The sequence below is a fragment of the Paraburkholderia flagellata genome (assembly GCF_021390645.1).
GTDB lineage: Bacteria > Pseudomonadota > Gammaproteobacteria > Burkholderiales > Burkholderiaceae > Paraburkholderia > Paraburkholderia flagellata.
Genome location: NZ_JAJEJT010000002.1, coordinates 159,069 through 176,518, shown reverse-complemented (window position 1 = coordinate 176,518; position 17,450 = coordinate 159,069). Strand labels below are relative to the sequence as shown.

15 protein-coding genes are annotated in these 17,450 nt (G+C 63.3%); 7 read left to right on the top strand and 8 right to left on the bottom strand.

Features of this window, described 5'->3' with window-relative positions; all coding sequences use genetic code 11:
• Nucleotides 1-93: 93 nt before the first annotated feature.
• The 4 genes from phnC to L0U83_RS15155 all read left to right on the top strand — a co-directional run bounded on the left by phnC (nt 94) and on the right by L0U83_RS15155 (nt 3,903).
• Nucleotides 94-921, top strand: a complete 828-nt coding sequence (gene phnC, locus L0U83_RS15170; RefSeq protein WP_233884278.1) for a phosphonate ABC transporter ATP-binding protein — start codon at nt 94-96, stop codon at nt 919-921.
• Between the two features lie 52 nt (nt 922-973).
• A complete protein-coding gene (gene phnD / locus L0U83_RS15165) occupies nt 974-1,960 on the top strand; it encodes a phosphonate ABC transporter substrate-binding protein (RefSeq protein ID WP_233884277.1) in 987 nt (328 codons plus the stop codon).
• Between the two features lie 8 nt (nt 1,961-1,968).
• Nucleotides 1,969-2,862: a phosphonate ABC transporter, permease protein PhnE gene (gene phnE / locus L0U83_RS15160; RefSeq protein ID WP_233884273.1), complete on the top strand. Its 894-nt coding sequence runs from the start codon at nt 1,969-1,971 to the stop codon at nt 2,860-2,862.
• A 204-nt stretch (nt 2,863-3,066) separates the two neighbouring features.
• On the top strand, nt 3,067-3,903 hold the full coding sequence (locus tag L0U83_RS15155; protein ID WP_233884272.1) for an EamA family transporter: 837 nt from the start codon (nt 3,067-3,069) through the stop codon (nt 3,901-3,903).
• 15 nt (nt 3,904-3,918) lie between these two features.
• Here the strand turns inward: L0U83_RS15155 and pdxR are convergent, their stop codons facing one another.
• On the bottom strand, nt 3,919-5,562 hold the full coding sequence (gene pdxR, locus L0U83_RS15150) for a MocR-like pyridoxine biosynthesis transcription factor PdxR (protein ID WP_233884264.1): 1,644 nt from the start codon (nt 5,560-5,562) through the stop codon (nt 3,919-3,921).
• 127 nt (nt 5,563-5,689) lie between these two features.
• Here pdxR and gabT point away from each other — a divergent pair, with 127 nt between their 5' ends.
• Both gabT and gabD read left to right on the top strand, forming a co-directional pair.
• A complete protein-coding gene (gene gabT, locus L0U83_RS15145) occupies nt 5,690-6,982 on the top strand; it encodes a 4-aminobutyrate--2-oxoglutarate transaminase (protein ID WP_233884263.1) in 1,293 nt (430 codons plus the stop codon).
• A 116-nt stretch (nt 6,983-7,098) separates the two neighbouring features.
• Nucleotides 7,099-8,550, top strand: a complete 1,452-nt coding sequence (gene gabD, locus L0U83_RS15140; RefSeq protein ID WP_233884261.1) for an NADP-dependent succinate-semialdehyde dehydrogenase — start codon at nt 7,099-7,101, stop codon at nt 8,548-8,550.
• Between the two features lie 83 nt (nt 8,551-8,633).
• Here the strand turns inward: gabD and L0U83_RS15135 are convergent, their stop codons facing one another.
• The 6 genes from L0U83_RS15135 to cyoA all read right to left on the bottom strand — a co-directional run bounded on the left by L0U83_RS15135 (nt 8,634) and on the right by cyoA (nt 14,934).
• On the bottom strand, nt 8,634-9,251 hold the full coding sequence (locus L0U83_RS15135; RefSeq protein ID WP_233884259.1) for a hypothetical protein: 618 nt from the start codon (nt 9,249-9,251) through the stop codon (nt 8,634-8,636).
• Between the two features lie 339 nt (nt 9,252-9,590).
• Nucleotides 9,591-10,793, bottom strand: a complete 1,203-nt coding sequence (gene pcaF, locus L0U83_RS15130) for a 3-oxoadipyl-CoA thiolase (RefSeq protein ID WP_233884258.1) — start codon at nt 10,791-10,793, stop codon at nt 9,591-9,593.
• 294 nt (nt 10,794-11,087) lie between these two features.
• On the bottom strand, nt 11,088-11,414 hold the full coding sequence (gene cyoD / locus L0U83_RS15125; RefSeq protein WP_233884257.1) for a cytochrome o ubiquinol oxidase subunit IV: 327 nt from the start codon (nt 11,412-11,414) through the stop codon (nt 11,088-11,090).
• Nucleotides 11,415-12,026 carry a cytochrome o ubiquinol oxidase subunit III gene (gene cyoC, locus L0U83_RS15120; protein ID WP_233884255.1) on the bottom strand — a complete coding sequence of 204 codons (612 nt, stop codon included), beginning with the start codon at nt 12,024-12,026 and terminating at the stop codon, nt 11,415-11,417.
• A complete protein-coding gene (gene cyoB, locus L0U83_RS15115) occupies nt 12,026-14,035 on the bottom strand; it encodes a cytochrome o ubiquinol oxidase subunit I (protein WP_233884254.1) in 2,010 nt (669 codons plus the stop codon). Before cyoB ends, cyoC begins: the two co-directional genes overlap by 1 nt.
• A 5-nt stretch (nt 14,036-14,040) precedes the next feature.
• Nucleotides 14,041-14,934 carry a ubiquinol oxidase subunit II gene (gene cyoA / locus L0U83_RS15110; protein ID WP_233884253.1) on the bottom strand — a complete coding sequence of 298 codons (894 nt, stop codon included), beginning with the start codon at nt 14,932-14,934 and terminating at the stop codon, nt 14,041-14,043.
• A gap of 645 nt (nt 14,935-15,579) precedes the next feature.
• On the opposite strand from cyoA, the gene L0U83_RS15105 reads away from it, so the two are divergent.
• Nucleotides 15,580-16,404 (top strand): IclR family transcriptional regulator, encoded by an 825-nt coding sequence (locus tag L0U83_RS15105; protein WP_233884250.1) that lies wholly within the window; start codon nt 15,580-15,582, stop codon nt 16,402-16,404.
• Nucleotides 16,405-16,452: 48 nt separating this feature from the next.
• Here the strand turns inward: L0U83_RS15105 and L0U83_RS15100 are convergent, their stop codons facing one another.
• Complete coding sequence (locus tag L0U83_RS15100) at nt 16,453-17,373, bottom strand: LysR family transcriptional regulator (RefSeq protein ID WP_233884248.1); 921 nt, start codon at nt 17,371-17,373, stop codon at nt 16,453-16,455.
• Between the last annotated feature and the right edge of the window lie 77 nt (nt 17,374-17,450).

Sequence of the window (17,450 nt, the reverse complement as noted above, 5' to 3'; positions counted from 1 at the left end):
AAACATGTAGTCGTCTAGACGTCGCGACACCTTCACTCAACCGTCACAGTCGCTTCCTAGAATGAGCCCTCGACTACACAGCGACGGATTGTCATGGACGCCATACGCATCGAACGCCTCTCGAAAAGCTTCGACAGCGGCCGCAAGGCACTCGACGAAATCAACCTGCGCGTAGGCGTTGGCGAGATGGTCGCGCTGATCGGCGCATCGGGCTCGGGCAAATCGACCTTGCTTCGCCATATTGCGGGCTTTACCGCTTCCGACCCACAGCCTTCGCGCATCGAAATCCTTGGTCGTCCTATTCAGCAGGACGGACGCATCGTGCGCGAAGTGCGCCGCATTCACCGCGACATTGGCTTCGTGTTTCAGCAGTTCAATCTCGTGCATCGCCTCACGGTCGAAACGAATGTGCTGATCGGCGCACTGTCGCGGCTGCCGTTGTGGCGACGCCTCACGGGCTGCTTTCCACGCGCCGAGCGCGAGCTGATGCTGGCCGCGCTCGGCGAAGTCGGCATCGCGCACAAGGCTGGTGAGCGCGCCGCGAATCTCTCGGGCGGCCAGCAGCAGCGCGCGGCGCTCGCCCGCGCACTCGTGCAGCGCGCACGCCTCATTCTCGCCGACGAACCCATCGCCTCGCTCGACCCCACATCGTCGCGCCGCGTCATGGACATGATGCGTATGCTCAACCGCGATCACGGCTTGACCGTACTCGTCTCGCTGCATCAGGTGGATATCGCCATGGAGTATTGCCCGCGCACCATCGCGCTGCGCGACGGGCGCGTGGTGTACGACGGCGCTTCGGCGGCGCTCACGCCTGCCCTGTTGCAACAGCTTTATGGCAGCGCCGCGCGCGAACTGCTCGAACCCGATGCTGCTCCGTCTGCGGGAACGCGCTTCGGCGCGCAGCCCCGCGCCGCATAACAGTCCAACCCATTTCAACCCGCAACGTTTACCCTCACCACGGACCGCTCCAATGAAACTGCTCCGCTCCATGCTCTCCTGGTGCGCCGCCGGCGCCGTCGCGTTTGCCTCGCTCGGCAGCGCGGCCGCTCACGCGGAAGACCTCAGCTTCGGCATCATCTCGACCGATTCGTCTGCGGTGCTCAAGCAACGCTGGCAACCGTTCATCGACGACCTGAACAAGCAGACCGGCCTGCATGTGAATGCGTTCTTCGCCACCGACTACTCGGGCATCATCGAGGCAATGCGCTTCAATAAGGTGCAGATCGGCTACTTCGGCAATGCTTCAGCGATGGAAGCCGTGGACCGCTCGAATGGCGAAATCTTCGCGAAGGTGCTCTACGCGAACGGCGACACGGGCTACAAGTCGGTGCTCATCACCAACGTGAACAGCCGCGTGAAGACGATCGACGATGTGTTCAAGAATACTAAGGATCTCACGCTCGGCTGGGGCGACCCCAATTCGACCTCGGGCACGCTGATTCCGGGCTACTACCTCTTCGCGCAGCATGGCGTTTCGGTGAACGCGATGAACTTCAAGACCGTGCTGCCGTCGAGCCATGAAGCGAACCTGCTCGCCGTGGTGAACAACAAGGTGGATATCGCCACCAACAACTCTATCGAGCTTTCCACGCTCCAACAAAAACACCCCGACCGCTTTGCCCAGGTGCGCGTGCTGTGGACCTCGCCGCTCATTCCGTCTGATCCGCTCGTGTATCGCAAGGATCTGCCTGAAGCCACGAAGCAAAAGCTGCGCGACTTCTTCTACCACTACGCGAAGACCGATCCGCGCGAGAAGAAGATCATGGCCGACATCACCGGCTATGCAGGCTTCGCGCCCGCCACCGACGCGCAGCTCCTGCCGATCCGCCAGGTCGCGCTGTTCCAGCAGAAAGAGAAGATCGCCGCCGACACGCATCTCTCCGACGACGACCGCAAGAGCCAGATCGCGGCCATCGACGCCAAGATCGGTGCGCTCACCGCACCCGCGAAGCAGTAATGGGCGCAATGGATTTCGACAGTTCACGCGCCGTGCGGCAGGCAGAAGTCTCCGGGCCCGTTACTGGACCGGCGGCGACGCCAGCCGTCGCCGCCGCGCCAAAAGCGGCTCAAGCGGCGGTCGCCCTTGCGGCGAGCAAGCAGGCAGGCAAGCGCAGCTGGTCCTCGCTCGTGCACTGGGCCATCGTGTTCGTGCTGCTCGGCGTGGCGTGGCGCGGCGCCGACATGCGCCCGCTCGACCTCTTCTCCGACTCCGCGAACATGGGCACGTTCGCACGCGGCTTCTTCCCGCCGGACTTCACGGAATGGCGCACGTACGCCCACGAAATGTGGGTCACGGTCGCGGTGGCGCTGTGGGGCACGGCGCTCGCCATCGTCTGCGCGGTGCCGTTCGGGTTGATGTCGGCGCACAATCTCGCGCCCGCTTGGGTGCTGCATCCCGTGCGGCGTCTGATGGACGCGTGCCGTGCCATCAACGAGATGGTGTTCGCGATGCTGTTCATCGTGGCCGTGGGCCTCGGGCCGTTCGCGGGCGTGCTCGCCTTGTGGGTGCACACCACGGGCGTGCTCGCGAAGCTCTTTGCCGAAGCCGTGGAAGCCATCGACCCGCGCCCCGTGGAAGGCGTGCGCGCCACGGGCGCCTCGCCGCTCGACGAGATCATCTACGGCGTGCTGCCCCAGGTCATGCCGCTGTGGATCTCTTACACGCTCTACCGGTTCGAGTCGAACGTGCGCTCGGCGATGGTGGTGGGCATGGTGGGCGCGGGCGGTATCGGCGTCGTGCTGTACGAGGAAATCCGCTCGTTCGACTATCAGCAGACCAGCGCCGTACTCATCATGGTGATCGCCGTCGTCACGGCCATCGATCTCATCTCCGCAAGACTGCGTGCGCGCGTGATCTGACACCGCGGTTCGACCCGCCGCCGCGCTTACCGTGCGCCTCCCCTATGCGAGCCAGGACAAAATTCTTATAAAACGGCTCGCCCATCCCTTTTCTGGCGATTTGTGGCAATTTGTGGCAATTGACGGCGATCGGTGGAATAATCGCTTCCTTGCGGCTGCATTGGCCCGCATCCGCCCTAACCCATCGATCCGGTCTGCTGCCCAATGGCCAGTTTCATCGTCCTGCTGGTCCTGCTCTCGGCGCTCATGCACGCGAGCTGGAACGCCTTCCTCCATCTTTCGGGCGACCGCCTCTGGCTGCTCGGCATGTTCTCGGTTCCGTACATCGTCGTGAGCGCGATCGCCGTGTGCGTGCTGCCGCTGCCCGCGCAGGCGAGCTGGCCGTATATCGCCGCTTCGGTCGTGCTGGAGTTCGTGTACTGCTTCACGCTGATCCGCGCCTATCGCAGCGGAGACTTCGGGCAGATCTACCCCATTGCGCGCGGGCTCTCGCCGCTGCTCGTATTTGGGGGCGCGCTCGTGTTCGCGCACGAAGAACTGCACGGGCTCGCGGCCACCGGCGTCGCACTCGTTTCGCTCGGCATCATGTCGCTCGCCTTCCGGCGCGGCATGCGTTTTTCGGGCGAAAGCGTGCCGTACGCGTTGCTCACCGGCCTTTTCATCGCGATGTATTCGGTCATCGACGGCATCGGCGCGCGCGTGGCCGGCAACGGCATCAGCTACATCATGTGGGTGTATCTGCTCTGGAACGTCCCGCAGTTTCTCGTGGTCTGCACGCTGCGCGGGGGCGCCGCGAAGATGTTCACGTCGGCGTCCGCGGTCGCGCGCGGCATGCTCGCGGGCGTGCTCGCGCTCACGGCCTATTGCCTCGTGATCGAGGCGTTCCGTTATTTGCCTATCGCTATGGTCTCCGCGCTGCGTGAACTCTCGTCGATCTTCGCCGTGCTGATCGGCTGGCTCTTCATGAACGAGAAGCTCACGGCGCGCCGCATGGTGGCGTGCGCACTGGTGACGTGCGGGGCGGTGCTGATCCGGCTGTGATCGGCCTGTAATCGCTCACACGAACGCGGGTAACGTCGTATCGATCGCCTCGGCAAGCGTTTCGAATGCCGGCGCGATCTCCTCGTCGGGCACACAGGCATAGCCGATCAACAAGCCCGGGTTCGCGCGCTCGCGCGACGAGTAATACCCCGAAAGCGGCCGCACCACGATATTGCGCGCGAGCGCGGCTTCGGCCACGGCGCGGTCGTCGCTGCCCTCGGGCAGTTGCATCACGACATGCAGACCCGCGTCGCCGCCCATGGCGGGCAGCGCGTCGCCGTAGCGGCGCGAAACGACGTCGAGCAGCACCTGACGGCGCTGGCCGTAGAGCGCACGCATCTTGCGGATATGCGAGGTGAAATGCCCTTCGGCGATGAATTCCGCGAGCACGGCCTGCTGCAGCAATTGCCCCTCGCGGTACAACTCCGCACTCGCAGTCGCGAAGCTTTCCGCGAGCGCTTCCGGCGCGACGAGATAACCCACGCGTAAGCCCGGAAACAGCGTCTTGCCGAAGCTACCCACATAGATCACCTGGCCCGCCGTATCGAGCCCCTGCAATGAGGCAAGCGGGCGGCTGCCATAGCGGAACTCGCTGTCGTAGTCGTCCTCGATGATCCAGCACTGGTGCTGGCGCGCGTACTCGAGCAGCATGCGGCGGCGCGCGAGGCTCATCACCATGCCTAGCGGGTACTGGTGCGAAGGCGTGACGAGCATGAGCCGCGGCGGCGGCGCGGCGAAGTCGGCTGGCGACGGGTTGAGGCCTTCGCTGTCCACGGCGATCGGCCGCGTGTTCAGGCCCGAGACGTGCAGCACGCTGCGCACGCCCCAGTAGCACGGGTCCTCGGTCCAGATGGTGTCGCCGGGGTCGGAGAGCAGACGCACGGCGAGGTCGACGGACTGATGAATGCCCGTCGTGATGATGATCTGCTCCGGCGAGCAGCGCACCGAGCGCGACGTGCGCAGATAGTCGGCCAGCACGTGGCGCAGCAGCGCGAGTCCGCCGCCGGGCGCGTAGGTCAGCAGGTCCGGGCGCAGGCTGCGCCAGTACTTGTTGTGCAGACGCGTCCAGACGCGCGCCGGGAAACGCGAGACGTCCGGCACGCCGGGCATGAACGCACCGCCCTGGCGCTTCGATACGCCCGCGCTTCCGATCAGGCGCGCGCCTCGAGCCGAAAGCGCGCGCGCCGTGGGGCGCTGCGGTTGGGCGGTGGCAACGGTTTCCGGGCCGCTTGCCGCTGAGACTCCAGGTGCCACCGCGGCAAGTGATTCCGCGCCGCGCGCGATCTGGCTGTTAGTTGCCACTCTCCCGGGAGGCGGCACGGCTCCTGAAACATTGATATTTTTTCGCGTCTCTATAGAGCCAATTTCCGTCGCCCCAACGATCTCGTCGGGCGACGTGTCCGCCACGAACGTGCCGCGCCCCGTGGCCGATGTGACATAGCCTTCGAGCACCAATTGTTCGTAGACCTGCGTCACGGTATTGCGCGCAATCCCCAGCTCCGCCGCCAGCAGCCGGGACGACGGCACCCGCGCCCCGGCTGGCAACTCGCGCGAAAGGATCGCCTGCTGCAGCAGCTTGTGCAGTTGCCGGTACACCGGCTGGGCGCTTCCACGGTCGAGCCGTTGGGCCAGCCAATCGGACAGAACACTCGCACGCATCGAAATTGGCTCCTAAATATTGCACCGAATGGCTCTGAAATTTAGAGCCAAACGTGAGTATAGTCGCGACATGGACTGCTTGCTGGTCCGCCAACCAACCTCAGAACTGACACCGATTCCACAGGAGATGAACGTGAGCAAGAACGCCGATCTGCATAGCCGCAAGAACGCCATTACCCCGCGCGGCGTAGGCGTGATGTGCGACTTCTACGCCGAGCGCGCCGAAAACGCCGAGCTGTGGGACGTCGAAGGCCGCCGCTTCATCGACTTCGCCGCCGGTATCGCCGTGTGCAACACGGGCCACCGCCATCCGAAGATCGTCGCCGCCATCAAGGCGCAGCTCGACCAATTCACGCACACGGCCTACCAGATCGTGCCGTACGAGTCGTATGTCTCGCTGGCCGAAAAGATCGCCCAGCGCGCGCCGGGCAGCTTCGCCAAGAAGGCCGCCTTCTTCACGACTGGTGCCGAAGCCGTTGAAAACGCCGTGAAAATCGCACGTGCCCATACGGGCCGTCCGGGCGTGATCGCGTTCGCGGGCGGTTTCCACGGCCGCACGATGATGGGTATGGCGCTCACGGGCAAGGTCGCCCCGTACAAGCTCGCGTTCGGTCCGTTCCCGGCCGACGTGTACCACGCACCGTACCCGAACTCGGTGCATGGCATCAGCACGGCTGACTCGCTCAAGCACATCGACATGCTGTTCAAGGCCGACATCGATCCGAAGCGCGTGGCCGCGATCATCTTCGAACCGGTTCAAGGCGAAGGCGGCTTCTACCAGGCGCCCGCAGACTTCGTGCGCGGCCTGCGCAAGATCTGCGACACACACGGCATCCTGTTGATCGCCGACGAAGTGCAAACGGGCTTCGCGCGCACCGGCAAGCTGTTCGCAATGGAGCACTACGACGTCGCGCCTGACCTCATGACGATCGCCAAGAGCCTGGCAGGCGGCATGCCGCTGTCCGGCGTGGTGGGCCGCGCAGAGGTCATGGACGCCCCGGCGCCTGGCGGCCTCGGCGGCACGTACGCGGGCAACCCGCTCGCCGTGGCGTCGGCGCACGCAGTGATCGAGATCATCGAAGAGGAAAAGCTCTGCGAGCGCGCCACGAAGCTCGGCGACAAGCTCAAGGCCAAGCTCAACGCGATGAAGGCCGACGTGCCGCAAATCGCCGACGTGCGCGGCCCCGGCGCGATGAACGCAGTGGAATTCTGCAAGCCGGGCACGAACGAAGCCGACGCCGACTTCACCAAGCGCGTGCAAACCGCAGCGCTGAACCGCGGCCTGCTGCTGCTCGTGTGCGGCGTGTACTCGAACGTCGTGCGCTTCCTGTTCCCGCTGACGATCCAGGACGCCGTGTTCGACGAAGCGCTCGTGATCCTCGAAGAGTCGATCAAGGAAGCCGTGGGCGTGCCGGCGTAAGCACAACACTCTGGCTCGCGTGAAGCGGGCCGTTCACGAAACGGCACACCGGCGTTTGCCGCTGTGCCGTTCGTCGTTCTAAACGAATCGAATCAACGCCTACCGGGAGTTCAGGCATGAACCTGAAAGACGCAACGCTGCTGCAAACCAACGCCTATATCAACGGCGAATGGCAAGGCGCCGAAGACGGCGCCACGTTCGAAGTGAAGAACCCCGCCACCGGTGCGCTGATCGGCACGGTGCCGCGCATGGGCGCGGCCGAGACGCGCCGCGCGATCGCCGCCGCGAACGCCGCATGGCCCGCATGGCGCGCGAAGACCGCGAAGGAGCGCAGCAGCATCCTGCGCAAATGGCACGACCTGATGATGGAAAACGCCGACGACCTGGCGCTCATCCTCACCACGGAACAAGGCAAGCCGATTGCCGAAGCGAAGGGCGAAATCGGCTACGCCGCCTCGTTCCTCGAATGGTTCGCCGAGGAAGGCAAGCGCATTTACGGCGACACGATCCCCACGCCCGCTAACGACAAGCGCATCGTCGTGACGAAGGAGCCGGTGGGCGTGTGCGCCGCGATCACGCCGTGGAATTTCCCCGCCGCGATGATCACGCGCAAGGTCGGCCCCGCGCTCGCGGCAGGCTGCCCGATCGTGCTCAAGCCCGCCGAAGCCACGCCGTTTTCGGCGCTCGCATTGGCCGTGCTGGCCGAGCGCGCAGGTGTGCCGCGCGGCATCTTTAGCGTCGTGACCGGCGACCCGAAGGCGATTGGCGGCGAACTCACGAGCAATCCGACCGTGCGCAAGCTCTCGTTTACGGGCTCGACGCCGGTGGGCCGCCTGCTCATGAGCCAGTGCGCCTCGACTGTCAAGAAGGTCTCGCTGGAACTGGGCGGCAACGCGCCGTTCATCGTGTTCGAAGACGCCGATCTCGATGCGGCCGTAGCCGGCGCCATCGCATCGAAGTATCGCAACAGCGGCCAGACCTGCGTGTGCACGAACCGTTTCTACGTGCACGACGCCGTGTACGACGCGTTCGCGGCCAAACTGCGCGACGCCGTTGAAAAGCTCAAGGTCGGTCTCGGCACGGAAGCCGGCGTGACGCAAGGCCCGCTCATCAACGAAGCGGCCGTGCTGAAGGTGGAATCGCACATCGAAGACGCGCTCGCGAAAGGCGCTCAGGTGACGACAGGCGGCAAGCGCCACGCGCTCGGCCACGGCTTTTTCGAGCCGACCATCCTCACCGGCGTCACGCCCGCGATGAAGGTTGCGCGCGACGAGACCTTCGGCCCGCTCGCGCCGTTGTTCCGCTTCTCGTCGGATGAAGAAGTGATCAGGATGGCGAACGATACCGAGTTCGGTCTCGCCGCTTACTTCTACAGCCGCGATATCGGTCGTGTGTGGCGCGTGGCCGAAGCACTCGAATACGGCATGGTGGGCATCAACACCGGCCTGATCTCGAACGAAGTCGCGCCGTTTGGCGGCGTGAAGCAGTCGGGCCTCGGCCGCGAAGGCTCGCACTACGGCGTGGATGACTACGTGGTGATCAAGTACATGTGCATGGCGGGCATGTAAGCCCAAATGAACGGCGGGCGCCTTCTCAGGCGCCCGTCGTTCATAAAAAAGCCGGCGCTACAATGCGCCGGCTTTTTTTATGCTTACTGCGTCGCGCCGACCGGCGTCACCCGCGTTGCATACGCGGAAACGAATACGGCGTGGATCGTGTCACCGACCTTCAAGTTCTTGAGGTCGACGTCGGGCGTAGCTTTGAGCGTGACGGTCTGATACGCGCCGCGCAGCGTCACTTCACGCTTCTTCGCGTTGATATGCTGCACCGTGGCCTGAACTTCGACTTGACGCGCGGCGTCGTAGCCCGACGACGCGGGCAAATAGACATTGGTATCCACACGCTTGCGAATACCCTTGTCCTTACCCGTTACCTTGTCGGCCGTCACGAGCAGCGCGTTTTTGTAAAGCACGTCGACGGTATCGCCCACGTTGAGTTGATCGAAATTACTGACCTGCTGGCTGAGCGCGATATCGGCATCATTGCCGCGCGGTCCACGCAACGTGACAACGCGCGCTGCGCGATCGATAGCGACGATCTTCGCCTGAACATGCACTGGCTCAGCGTTGGCGATCACTTCCTGCGCCGCGCTGGAGAGCGCACTTTGCCCCTGCGGCGCAGACGCGGCCGCGTCGTTTTGCGCTAGCGCCGCCTGCGAAAGGCCAACGCCCACCACCCATGCCGCCGCCAGAATCGCTGCTTTAGTCATTCGCATTCTCCTCATCTAACTGGTTTGAATTGGCTGCCGTATTTGCATCGGCGTGTAGCGCCGAAGTGCGACCGATTCTACGCGCGGCGCTTAAAACGAGGACGTTATCTGGCCGGAAGCGGATCAAGCTATCGCCAACGAACGCGATTAATTTCCGAAGCGTTTGCGGGTACTCAAATTCTCGTGTGATTGCGCGTTGAAACGAACCGCGAAATTTTTGCGCAGCGCGGAATCCTTCTTTTCGGCGCGGCGTTGCGTTGCGTTGCAAGCTGATCCGCAAAACAAAAAAGCCGCGAATCAAATCGACTCGCGGCTTCCACACATCAGAGCGACCAATAATCAGACACGCTCGATAGCAATAGCAATCCCCTGCCCCACTCCGATACACATCGTGCAAAGCGCGAAGCGCCCTTGCGTGCGATGAAGCTGATACGTGGCGGTCGTCACGAGCCGCGCGCCGCTCATCCCAAGCGGGTGGCCAAGTGCAATCGCGCCGCCGTTAGGATTGACACGAGGATCATCATCGGCAACGCCGAGCGTACGCAGCACCGCGAGCCCTTGCGAAGCAAAAGCTTCGTTCAACTCGATGACATCGAACTGGTCGATGGTCATGTTCAGACGGGCGAGGAGCTTCTGCGTAGCGGGCGCGGGACCGATACCCATCACGCGCGGCGCGACGCCCGCCGTTGCGATACCCAGCACGCGCGCACGCGGCACGAGCCCAAAGCGTTTGGCGTTTTCCTCATTGGCGAGGAGCAGCGCGCATGCGCCGTCATTCACACCGGAAGCATTGCCAGCCGTCACCGAGCCATCCGGGCGCACGACGCCCTTGAGCTTGGCAAGCGCTTCGAGGCTCGTCTCACGCGGATGCTCGTCACGCGAGAAAACAATCGGGTCGCCCTTCTTCTGCGCAATCGTCACTGCGACGATCTCCTGCGCAAGCGTGCCATCCGCCTGTGCACGAGCCGCCTTCTGCTGGCTGCGAACCGCAAACGCATCTTGATCAGCACGGCTCACGTTGTAGTCGACCGCGACGTTCTCGCCCGTTTCCGGCATCGAGTCCACGCCGTATTGCTGTTTCATCAGCGGATTGACGAAGCGCCAGCCAATCGTCGTATCGTAGATCGCGGCGTCGCGAGCAAAGGCGCTCGCCGCCTTGCCCATGACGAACGGCGCGCGGCTCATGCTTTCCACGCCGCCCGCAATCATCAGCCCCGCTTCGCCGGACTTGAGCGCGCGTGCGGCAATGCCCACGGCGTCCATGCCGGAGCCGCACAGGCGGTTCACCGTCGAGCCCGGCACGGCCTGCGGCAAGCCCGCCAGCAGCGACGACATGCGCGCGACGTTACGGTTGTCCTCGCCTGCCTGGTTCGCGCAGCCGTAGATGACGTCGTCGGTCGCCGTCCAGTCCACGTCCTTGTTGCGCTCCATGAGCGCCTTCAGCGGAACCGCGCCGAGATCGTCGGCGCGAACCTGGGCCAGGGCGCCCGCGTAGCGGCCGATAGGCGTGCGAATCGCGTCGCAGATGAATGCTTCCGTCATGTAAGTCTCCTTTCGATCGCAGGCACTTGATGCGATCCCATGCAAAGATGATTGAGATTGACGGACTGCGCGGGCGAAAATGGGAGATCGAACGCGCACGTCCTCGTGCGATTTGTTCGCCTAACGAACCAATGATCGTTAATCGAACAATTTGACGGCCATAATAGGCGTGTCCTGGGACGGGTGTCAAGCGCGCGGACGTGGCGCCAAAAGCGAAAAAGCCGCACAGGGCAAGTGCCCGTGCGGCTTCGCGAGTTCAGGCGGGCGCGAAACGCCGGCCAGTGCGTCAAACGCTCAACGCGACATCATGAGCATGCCGACGTTGTGCATGACCCAGATCGTACCGAAAATCAGGAACGCGGCGGCCAGCACCGTGTACGCGAGCGACAGCACGTTCCAGCCCTGCCCCGGCGACGTGTTCAGATGCAGGAAGAACACGAGATGCACGACCACCTGCACGAAGGCGAGCACAGCGATCACGATGATGGCCGTGGTGGCGTCGAGCGAGCCGTGCAGGACGACGCCGAATGCGCCGGCTGTAAGCAGCACCGAAAGAATGAAGCCCGCCACATAGCTGCCGAGGCTGCCGTGCGACTCTGCATGAGCATGAGATTGAGCCATTTAGAGCACGCTCCCCAGATAGACAAAAGAAAACACGCAGATCCACACCACGTCGAGAAAGTGCCAGAAGAGGCTCAGGCACGTGAGACGGCGGATTTCCTGCTCGCCAAGTTGCCGCGCGCGAACCACCTGGATCATCATCACGAGCATCCACAGAAGGCCAAAGAACACGTGCAGGCCGTGCGTGGCGACAAGCGTGAAGAACGACGAAAGGAACGCGCTGCGCTGCGGGCCGGCGCCTTCTGCGATCAGGTGCGAGAACTCGCGCAGTTCGAGCACGAGGAACGAGGCACCCAGAAGGAAGGTAACGGCGAGCCAGCCGAGCACCATGCCGTTCTTGCGCTGGTGCGCGCCGAGCATCGCGAAGCCGTACGTGATGCTGGAAAGCAGCAGCACGGCCGTTTCGAGCGCCACGCCCGGGATGTCGAACAGGTCCTTGCCCGTGGGGCCGCCCGCGAACTGGTGGCCGAGCACGCCAAACGTGGCGAACAGCGCCGCGAACAGCACGCAGTCGGTCATCAGGTAGACCCAGAAGCCGAATACCGAGTGCGACTGCGGGTGATCGTGGTGATCGAGTTCGGCAAGGGTTGCCGCATTGGTTTTCTGCAACATCAGATTGCCTCCTCGGCGACCAGGTCATGCTTGGCCACGGCGACGCCGGTGCCGAAGCGCCGTTCCTCGATCTCGCGAACCTTCGCGGCCGGAATGTAGTAACCGTCGTTCTTGCCGAAGCTCTTGATGATGATCGTCAGCGCAACGCCGACGAATCCGAGCACCGCAAGCCACGTGATGTGCCACACGGCGGCAAAGCCCAGCACGAGGCTGAAGATGCCGACGATGAGGCCCGCCGCCGTGTTGGACGGCATATGGATGTCCGTGTATTTCGCGGCGAGCCCCGGAGCGCGGCCCACTTCCTTCATGTGCGCGAAAGCGTCGATGTCGTCCACGTGCGGAATGACCGCGAAGTTGTAGACCGCCGGCGGCGACGACGTTGCCCACTCGAGCGTGCGGCCGTCCCACGGATCGCCCGTCACGTCTTTGCATTCGGCCTTGTTGCGGTTGACGAAGGCCATCACCCACAGCAGGACCTGGAGCACGATGCCGACCGCGATGATCGCAGCGCCAATTGCGGCGACGACGAAGTAAGGATGCCATTCGGGCACGTCGTAGTGGTTGGTGCGACGCGTTGCGCCCATGAAACCGAGCACATAGAGCGGCACGAAGGCCACGTAGAAGCCAACGAACCAGCACCAGAACGACGCCTTGCCGAGCTTTTCGCTGGGCTTCAGGCCAAACACCTTCGGGAACCAGTACTGCAGGCCCGCGAGGTAACCGAACACCACGCCGCCGATAATCGCGTTATGGAAGTGAGCGATCAGGAAGAGCGAGTTGTGGAGCACGAAGTCCGCACCCGGGATCGCGAGCATCACACCGGTCATGCCGGCGATCGAGAACGTCACCATGAAGCCGACGGTCCAGAGCACGGGCGCGGTGAAGTGGACCCGGCCGCGATACATCGTGAACAGCCAGTTGAAAATCTTCACGCCGGTCGGAATGGCGATGATCATCGTCGCAATGCCGAAGAACGCGTTGACGTCGGCGCCCGAGCCCATCGTAAAGAAGTGGTGCGCCCACACGAGGAACGCCAGCACCATGATCGCGCACGAGGCGTAGACCATTGTCTTGTAGCCGAACAGCGGCTTCTTGCAGAACGTGGCCATCACTTCCGAATAGATGCCGAACGCAGGCAGCACGAGGATGTACACCTCGGGGTGGCCCCACGCCCAGATCAGGTTCAGATACAGCATGGCGTTGCCGCCAAGCTCGTTCGTGAAGAAGTGCGTGCCGACGTAGCGGTCGAGGCCAAGCAGCGCCACCGCGATCGTGAGGATCGGGAACGTGGCCATGATGAGCACGTTCGAGCACAGCGCCGTCCACGTGAACACCGGCATCTTCATGAGCGTCATGCCAGGCGCGCGCATCTTGATGATCGTGACGAAGAAGTTCACGCCCGTAATCAAGGTACCGACGCCGGAGAGCTGGACCGCCCAGATGTAGTAGTCCACCCCCACGTCCGGACTGAACTGCAGTTCGGAAAGCGGCGGATACGCAAGCCAGCCCACCTTCGCGAACTCGCCGATCACGAGCGAGAGGTTGATGAGGATCGCGCTGATCGCCGTCATCCAGAACGAGAGCGAGTTCAGGAACGGGAACGCCACGTCGCGCGCGCCGATCTGCAGGGGCACGACGAGGTTGAAGAAACCGACCATGAGCGCCATCGCCATGAAGAAAATCATGATGACGCCGTGCGCCGTGAAGATCTGATCGAAGTGGTGCGGAGGCAGGTAGCCAGGAGAATTGAACGCAATGGCCTGCTGGATGCGCATCATGACCGCGTCGGCGAAGCCGCGCACGAGCATGAGCACCGCCACGATCATGTACATCACGCCGATGCGCTTGTGGTCCACGCTCGTGAGCCACTCGCTCCAGATGTACTTCCATTTGCCGGTCACGGTAACGAGACCGAGCACGCCAGCGACGATCAGCGCCATGAACGCCGCCGCGCCCATGATGATGGGCTGATCGAACGGGATCGCCTCTAATGTGAGTTTTCCGAACATGCTGCTTACCCCTTGGTCACGCAGGACGGGTCGAAATTCGTGACGTGCCCGTTGTTGTACTTCGCGATGATGTTATTGAAGAGCTTCGGGTCGACAGTCGAGAAGTACTGCACCGGCGCCTTCTCCTGCGGCTTCGAAACCGTCGCGTACTCGTCCATCGAAAGCGGGGTGGACGACGTCTTGACCTTCTGCACCCACGCGTCGAAGTCCTGCTGGCTCGTGGCGAGCGTGCGGAACTTCATGTCCGAGAAGCCCTTGCCGCTGTAGTTGGACGAGAGACCGTCGAAATCGCCCGCTTCATCGGCGATCAGGTGCAAACGCGTTTGCATGCCCGCCATGGCGTAGACCTGGGTGCCCAACTGCGGGATGAAGAACGAGTTCATCACCGAGTCCGACGTGATACGGAAGTTGACCGGCGTGCCCACCGGCACGGCGAGCTGGTTCACCGAGGCAATGCCGAGGTCCGGGTAGATGAAGAGCCACTTCCAGTCGAGCGCGACGACCTCGACGTTGATGGGCTTCACGCTCGACTCCAGCGGCTTGTACGGGTCGAGCTCGTGCGAGGTGCGCCACGTGAGGATGGCGAGGAACAGAATGATCGCGGCCGGAATGGCCCAGACCACCACTTCGATCGCCGTGGAGTGGGCCCACTTCGGCGCGTAGGTCGCGTTGCGGTTCGAAGCGCGGTAGCGCCACGCGAACACGAGCGTCAGGATGATGACGGGCACCACGACCAGCAGCATGGCCCACGTGGCCGTGAGGATGAGCGACTTCTCGGCCGCGCCGACGCTGCCCTTCGGGTCCAGCACGGCAAAATTGCCGCTGCACCCCGCAAGAGAAACGAGCAGCCCGCTGCCGAGGGGGATTAACCACCTTTTAAAGGCTTTTCTGTCTTTCATGTTTGCCTGTTCTTCCGTTGTCCACCAAAACGCGTAACACCCAACACATTTGCATCGCAAATTCGCCACGCAGAATGCACCCGTATCGTATTCAGCGCGATTCTACGGAAAGCACCAATCTCAAAATTTGATCTTTGCTAAGGATTCGCCAGCGGGACAAAGCTCGCTTAGGCAAGCGCGACGGAAAGCCGCAATTATCTTTCTAATTGCTTTCATCTAGAAAACGCCCGCTGTACGGCGGTTTCAGCGCGACGACCAGCGCGCGCGCAAGCGAAGAAGGGAGCCGGAGGAATACTCGGCGAGACCGGGGAATTGTCAGACAATGTGCCAATTCATTCGGATTTCGACATCGCCTTTATCTCGTTTTTAGTTTCAGGCTACGCCGATATTCGGATTTAAATAATCCATTCACGCGTCAATCCTTTTCGACCACAATTAATTGACTGGAATCAAATAGCTGAATGGCAAATGACTGGGTGTGCGCATTTGACGCGCCGCATGCGACGCCGCACGATCAATGTTGATTTTGGGAGCCCTGCCCGAAGGTTTGCGCTCCCTGCGCCCCGCCGCTTGTTGGCGAAACCGATCGCTTGCGTTATCTTGATAGGTTCTCAAAGCGCCGCTGCAAGATCGACCGCCAACCCCATGAATTCTGCTTCCAGTGCCTCGCCAGACCGCTCCGCCGACCAGCAGGAGATCCCCGAAAAACCGGGCGACTCCTATGTGCAGTCGTTCGCGCGTGGGCTTTCGGTGATCCGCGCGTTCAACGCCGAGCATCCCGAGCAGACCCTCACCGACGTCGCCGCCGCCACGGGCCTCACGCGCGCCGGGGCGCGCCGCATTCTGCTCACGCTGCAGACGCTCGGCTATGTCGAAGCCGAGGGGCGGCTCTTTCGCCTCACCCCGCGCATTCTCGACCTCGGCTTCGCGTACCTCACGTCGATGCCGTTCTGGAATCTCGCCGAACCGGTAATGGAAGAGTTGTCGCAAGAAGTGCACGAGAGCTGCTCGGCGGCCGTGCTCGACCGCACCGAGATCGTCTACGTGTTGCGCGTGCCCACGCACAAGATCATGACGATCAACCTCTCGATCGGCAGCCGCCTGCCTGCGTACTGCACCTCGATGGGGCGTGTGCTGCTTGCGTCGCTCGATGAAGCCACACTCGACGAAACGCTCGGCGCCTCACCGCTCTACGCGCATACGGCGCGCACGGTCACCGACGTCGGCGAACTCAAGAAGATCATCGGGCAGGTGCGCCAGCAGGGCTGGGCGATCGTCGATCAGGAACTGGAAGGCGGCCTCATCTCGATCTCCGCGCCCATTCGCAACCGCCAAGGCCGCGTGATCGCCGCGATGAACATCAGCGGCAACGCGCAGCGCACTTCGGCCAAGCAGATGGTGAAGACCTTCCTCGATCCGCTTCAGCAAGCCGCGGCGCGCGTGTCCGGCATGGTCGCGCGGCGCACCTGAAGTCAACTGAGGGCAACTGAGCACGCCGCCCGGCGCGCGCAAGCCATTTCAGGCAATCTCGGCAAACACCTGCACGAGCCAGTCGGCGAAAGCGCGCACGCGCAGGGACAACTGGCGGTTCTGCGGATACAGCACCGAAACCGGCAAGGGCGGCGGCGGATGCGCCGGCAGCACCACGCAAAGCTCGCCGTTGGCGAGCAGATCGCGCACGCGGTAGCGCGGCACCTGCACGATACCGAGCCCCGCCAGCGAGCCCGCCGTGTAGAGTTCCGCGCCATTCACGGCCACCGGACCCGGCAGCGTCACGTGGACGATACCTTCGGGTGTCGTGAATTCGAGCGGGAGCGCGCGGCCCGTAGCCGGCGAAACATAGTTCACGGCCCGATGGCCTGCGCGGCCTGGATTTTCCGCGTGTGTGACGGCGAGCGCCTCGATCGACTCCGGGTCGCCGTGCCGCTCGAGATACGCGGGGCTCGCGCAGGTCACCTGCTCCAGCAGCGCCACGCGCCGCGCGATCATCGAGGAGTCGGCCAGTTCGCCCGCGCGCAGCACGCAGTCCACGCCCTCGCGCACGAGATCGACGAAGTGGTCGCCCGAGCCGATAAAAAGCTCGACACGCGGATAGCGCGCGAGAAAGTCTTGCAGGCGCGGCATCACGAAGTACTGCGTGAGCGTGCCCTGCATGTTCACGCGCAAGCGCCCCTGCGGATCGGTGTCGCGAAACGCCTCCTCGGTTTCCTCGAGGTCGGCGAGCAGGCGCGTGCAGCGCTGGTAATAGGCGTCGCCATCGAGCGTCGGCTTCACCTGGCGCGTGGTGCGCTCGAGCAGGCGCACGCCAAGGCGCGCTTCGAGACGCTTGATCGAATTGGTGACCGTCGCGCGCGGCAGGTTTAGATCCTCGGCCGCCTGCGTGAAGCTGCGGCGGTCGACGATGCGCGTGAAAATCTGCATCTCCTGGAAACGGTCCAAGGGCATTCTCGTTGAGTTCTCGGGTCGCGTGCATCTTCTCACGGCAACCTCACCCAACCAAAAATCCCCCAGCCCTT

Excerpts from the sequence above, each read along its gene's own strand:
- phnC (WP_233884278.1), top strand. The coding sequence starts at position 94 with ATGGACGCCATACGCATCGAACGCCTCTCGAAAAGCTTCGACAGCGGC.
- phnD (WP_233884277.1), top strand. The coding sequence starts at position 974 with ATGAAACTGCTCCGCTCCATGCTCTCCTGGTGCGCCGCCGGCGCCGTC.
- phnE (WP_233884273.1), top strand. The coding sequence starts at position 1,969 with ATGGATTTCGACAGTTCACGCGCCGTGCGGCAGGCAGAAGTCTCCGGG.
- L0U83_RS15155 (WP_233884272.1), top strand. The coding sequence starts at position 3,067 with ATGGCCAGTTTCATCGTCCTGCTGGTCCTGCTCTCGGCGCTCATGCAC.
- pdxR (WP_233884264.1), bottom strand. The coding sequence starts at position 5,562 with ATGCGTGCGAGTGTTCTGTCCGATTGGCTGGCCCAACGGCTCGACCGT.
- gabT (WP_233884263.1), top strand. The coding sequence starts at position 5,690 with ATGAACGTGAGCAAGAACGCCGATCTGCATAGCCGCAAGAACGCCATT.
- gabD (WP_233884261.1), top strand. The coding sequence starts at position 7,099 with ATGAACCTGAAAGACGCAACGCTGCTGCAAACCAACGCCTATATCAAC.
- L0U83_RS15135 (WP_233884259.1), bottom strand. The coding sequence starts at position 9,251 with ATGACTAAAGCAGCGATTCTGGCGGCGGCATGGGTGGTGGGCGTTGGC.
- pcaF (WP_233884258.1), bottom strand. The coding sequence starts at position 10,793 with ATGACGGAAGCATTCATCTGCGACGCGATTCGCACGCCTATCGGCCGC.
- cyoD (WP_233884257.1), bottom strand. The coding sequence starts at position 11,414 with ATGGCTCAATCTCATGCTCATGCAGAGTCGCACGGCAGCCTCGGCAGC.
- cyoC (WP_233884255.1), bottom strand. The coding sequence starts at position 12,026 with ATGTTGCAGAAAACCAATGCGGCAACCCTTGCCGAACTCGATCACCAC.
- cyoB (WP_233884254.1), bottom strand. The coding sequence starts at position 14,035 with ATGTTCGGAAAACTCACATTAGAGGCGATCCCGTTCGATCAGCCCATC.
- cyoA (WP_233884253.1), bottom strand. The coding sequence starts at position 14,934 with ATGAAAGACAGAAAAGCCTTTAAAAGGTGGTTAATCCCCCTCGGCAGC.
- L0U83_RS15105 (WP_233884250.1), top strand. The coding sequence starts at position 15,580 with ATGAATTCTGCTTCCAGTGCCTCGCCAGACCGCTCCGCCGACCAGCAG.